The 3721-nt window shown below is 38.7% G+C and carries 5 protein-coding genes; 2 read left to right on the top strand and 3 right to left on the bottom strand.

Features of this window, described 5'->3' with window-relative positions; genetic code table 11:
* Positions 1 to 70: 70 nt before the first annotated feature.
* Both AC3AX0_RS09110 and AC3AX0_RS09105 read left to right on the top strand, forming a co-directional pair.
* Positions 71 to 352, top strand: a complete 282-nt coding sequence (locus AC3AX0_RS09110; RefSeq protein WP_487549985.1) for a (2Fe-2S)-binding protein — start codon at positions 71 to 73, stop codon at positions 350 to 352.
* A complete protein-coding gene (locus AC3AX0_RS09105; RefSeq protein ID WP_487549984.1) occupies positions 345 to 1493 on the top strand; it encodes an NAD(P)/FAD-dependent oxidoreductase in 1149 nt (382 codons plus the stop codon). The genes AC3AX0_RS09110 and AC3AX0_RS09105 overlap by 8 nt, the downstream gene beginning before the upstream one ends.
* A 25-nt stretch (positions 1494 to 1518) precedes the next feature.
* Here AC3AX0_RS09105 and hisA read toward each other — a convergent pair whose 3' ends face one another.
* The 3 genes from hisA to AC3AX0_RS09090 form a co-directional block, all read right to left on the bottom strand.
* A complete protein-coding gene (hisA, locus tag AC3AX0_RS09100; protein WP_487549983.1) occupies positions 1519 to 2259 on the bottom strand; it encodes a phosphoribosylformimino-5-aminoimidazole carboxamide ribotide isomerase in 741 nt (246 codons plus the stop codon).
* A gap of 129 nt (positions 2260 to 2388) precedes the next feature.
* On the bottom strand, positions 2389 to 3003 hold the full coding sequence (locus AC3AX0_RS09095; RefSeq protein ID WP_487549982.1) for a V-type ATP synthase subunit D: 615 nt from the start codon (positions 3001 to 3003) through the stop codon (positions 2389 to 2391).
* 4 nt (positions 3004 to 3007) lie between these two features.
* On the bottom strand, positions 3008 to 3721 hold a 714-nt coding region (locus tag AC3AX0_RS09090; RefSeq protein WP_487549981.1), incomplete at its 5' end, for a V-type ATP synthase subunit B.

Here is a 3721-nt window from a genome sequence, read left to right as displayed (position 1 = left end):
TGATTGTAACTCTTAAAGTACCCAGGGATTTGCTTTATAAATTCAGAAATATTGAAGCGGGGGCAAAATAATGAAGGGTGAAAATGTTATTGTTTGCAGATGTTCCGATGTTACCTTGAAGGAATTGAGAGACCTTATAGATGAAGGATACCATACTTTTGAAGAAATCAAAAGACTAACAAGAATAGGCATGGGCCCATGTCAGGGTAAAACCTGTGGCCAGATAGTTTTAAGAGAACTGTCAATGGCAACGGGAAAACCCATTACGGAACTTGATTTCCAGACAAACAGACCACCAATTGTTGGTGTGAAACTGGATTTGATTGCAGAGGAGGCGAAAAAGGATGATTAGAACTGCCGATGTTGTAATTATAGGAGCAGGGATTTCAGGCTGTTCAATAGCGTACAATCTTGCAAAAAAAGGTGTTAAGAATGTAGTTGTAATTGACAAGTCTTATGTTTCCAGCGGTTCCACAGGAAGATGCGGTGCAGGTGTCAGGATGCAGTGGGGAACCGAAATGAACTGCAAGCTTGCTAAGCAAAGTATAGAATTTTATGAAAATGCAAATGAAATACTGGAATACAACAGGGATGTAACCTTTTATCAGGGAGGATACCTAATTCTTGCTACTACAAATAAAGAAATGGGTCAGTTCAAAAAGAATGTAAAGCTTCAGAATTCTCTTGATATTCCGTCAAGGATGGTATCCATAGAGGAAGCAAAGGAAATAGTACCTCATCTTAATACTGATGAATTACTGGGTGCTGCCTTCTGTCAAAAAGACGGTTTTCTGGACCCTTTCCTTACTACGGATGCATACTACAAAGCTGCAAAAAGACTAGGTGTAGAATTCATGACCTACACTGAAGTTACAGGAATCAAAAGAGAAGGAAATAAAATTACAGAAGTCATAACAAACAAGGGCAGTATAATTACAGGTACATTGGTGAATGCAGCCGGCGGTTATTCAAAAAACGTATGTGAAATGGTAGGCATAGACCTTCCAGTTTACTCGGAAAGACACCAGATTCTAGTAACGGAGCCTATAGAGCATGTACAGGGACCTATGGTTATGTCATTCTCAAAGAACATATACTGCCAGCAGAATCCAAAGGGACCTTTCATTATGGGTAGAGGCGACGACAGGGAGCCAAGGGACCTTCGAATCACTTCAAGCTGGGAATTCCTGGAAGAAATGGCTAAAACCGTTACAAGCATACTTCCTCCAATTGGAAACCTGAGAGTAATAAGACAGTGGGCAGGCCTATATAATATCACTCCTGACAAGCAGCCTGTCTACGGAACTGCAGAGGGACTTGACAATTTCTACCTGGCCGTAGGATTCAGTGGTCACGGCTTCATGTTTGGTCCTTTGACCGGCATTGTAATTGCAGAGATGCTAACTAAATCCAAACCTACCATAGACGTAAGTTTGCTGGGTATAGACAGATTTGAAAAAGGTAATTTAATACTGGAACCTTCAGTGGTTTAACTCTTTATAATGTTTTGGTTATTACTTACAGGTTAATGACATCATGGAATTTTATATTACCGCCAAATATGTCCAGGGCACTTCCTATGGTATAGTTCATCCTGCCGCCGCTCATGGATTCAATATGCTTGACATCCTCAAGGGATGATATTCCACCAGCATAGGTACATGGAATTTTAACCCAATTACTTAGCTTTTGAATGAGTTCTTCATCAATACCATTTCGCAGTCCTTCAACATCAACTGCATGAACAAGGAATTCATCACAAAATTCGGACAGAAAATCAATATTTTCTTCATTCACTTCAAAGTTTGTGAATTTCTGCCATTTGTTGGTCACTACATAATATTTTCCATCTTTTTTGCGACAGCTAAGATCAATGACTAGATTTTCCTTATTTACCACTTTGACAATTTCTTCTAAATTATCAAAATAAAATTTTCCATCCTTAAAGATAAAAGAGGTTACTATAACATGAGATGCACCCTTTTCAATATACCATCTGGCATTGTCAGCATTTATTCCTCCACCTACCTGAAGTCCTCCCGGATATGCAGCCAGCGCTTTTTCTATTTGTTCTCTGTTACCTGAGCCAAGGGCTATGATGTGACCACCATAAAGCCCCGCTTTTTTATATAATTCGGCATAATAGTCAGCATCATTTTGGGAAACAAAATTTTCCTCTGCTCCCGAATCGTTTAAACTGCTTCCGACGATTTGTTTTACTTTTCCTTCATGAAGATCAATACACGGTCTAAATTCCATTTTTATCCTCCTCTACGTCTTACTCTATAAATCCATTATTATTCATTTTAACACATTCCCTATGACTGTGCATCCCCAGATAACCAAATACCAGCACAGGTCAGTGCTGATTATTAGGGGAAATATTCATTAGTCCTTGGAACGGTTATTTATCCTCTTCAGCCTGAAGAAATCTTCTCTCTCTTTTTCTTCAAGAACCTCTCCTATGTATTTTGTCATTTCCCTGTATCTTGGGATCTGAATCTTATGAAGTGCATTTGCCCTCTTGCTGGTTTTCTTGATTTCTGCTGCCAGTCTAAAAACTGAATTTTCCACTTCAGCAAGCTTGTAAAGGAGCTTTTGTACATCGTTCATCTTCGTCACTGTAATATCAAGTGATGAATTGGTTCTAAAAAATCCATAATAAGGTTGGATTTCAGGTGTTTCATCCTTAATGAATGGTATCTCCACTCCCATTATACTTTTAGACAATATGCTTATGTTTTCATCCTTGGGTATGGACAGGGCTATTTCCTCTACATTGTTTGTACCCATTGTCAACATTGCATAAATCATTGCTGAATTTGCTTCCTTGAATATACTGTCAATTTCTATTTGGATTTCTTTCACTTCATCTAGCATTGCCATCATTTCCCTAATGAGTACATTTCTTTTTTTATCCAGCAATTCATACCCTTTTATGGAAAATTCAAGCATTGACTTTGATTTAATTAGATTTGCTTTGGTAGGTGTAAGATTTTCCACGTAATCACTTCCTGTAATATTTTTCTATTACTCCATCATCAATTCTGTCCAATTCTTCCTTTGGCAATATAGATAGTGCTTTCCATCCAATATCAAGACTCTCTTCAAGTCTTCTGTTTTCTTCAAATCCCTGATTGACAAACCTGTCCTCAAAATATCTTCCGAAATCCATATATAACTTGTCTATATCGGACAAGTCTTCTTCTCCAATAATCTGAGCCAATGACCTTATTTCCCGTACTTTAGAATATGACGAGAACAGCTGGTTTGCTACGTCCGGGTGATCAGCTCTTGTATATCCTTCTCCTATGCCGTCTTTCATTAGCCTTGAAAGTGAGGGCAACACATATACAGGCGGGTTTATACTATTGTTTGACAGTTCTCTTGACAACACAATCTGACCTTCGGTTATATATCCTGTAAGGTCCGGAATTGGATGGGTAATGTCATCATTGGGCATAGTCAATATAGGCAAAAATGTTATGGATCCTTTCCTGCTCTTTAACATGCCTGCTCTTTCATAGAGAGAAGCAAGATCGGAATACAAATATCCAGGGTATCCTTTTCTGCTTGGAACCTCTTCCCTGGCTGAAGATATCTCTCTTAACCCTTCACAGTAGCTTGTGATATCAGTCATAACTACAAGTATGTGCATGTCCTCTTCAAAAGCAAGATACTCCGCTGCAGTCAGTGCACATCTTGGAGTACTAATCCTCTC

It is taken from the genome of Dethiosulfatibacter sp. (genome assembly GCF_983023055.1).
Note: the sequence above shows the minus strand (reverse complement) of the source record. Positions and strands in the feature narration are given on the sequence as shown.

Bases quoted from the DNA above. Each gene is read 5' to 3' on its own strand.
- AC3AX0_RS09110 (WP_487549985.1), top strand. From the start codon at position 71: ATGAAGGGTGAAAATGTTATTGTTTGCAGATGTTCCGATGTTACCTTG.
- AC3AX0_RS09105 (WP_487549984.1), top strand. From the start codon at position 345: ATGATTAGAACTGCCGATGTTGTAATTATAGGAGCAGGGATTTCAGGC.
- hisA (WP_487549983.1), bottom strand. From the start codon at position 2,259: ATGGAATTTAGACCGTGTATTGATCTTCATGAAGGAAAAGTAAAACAA.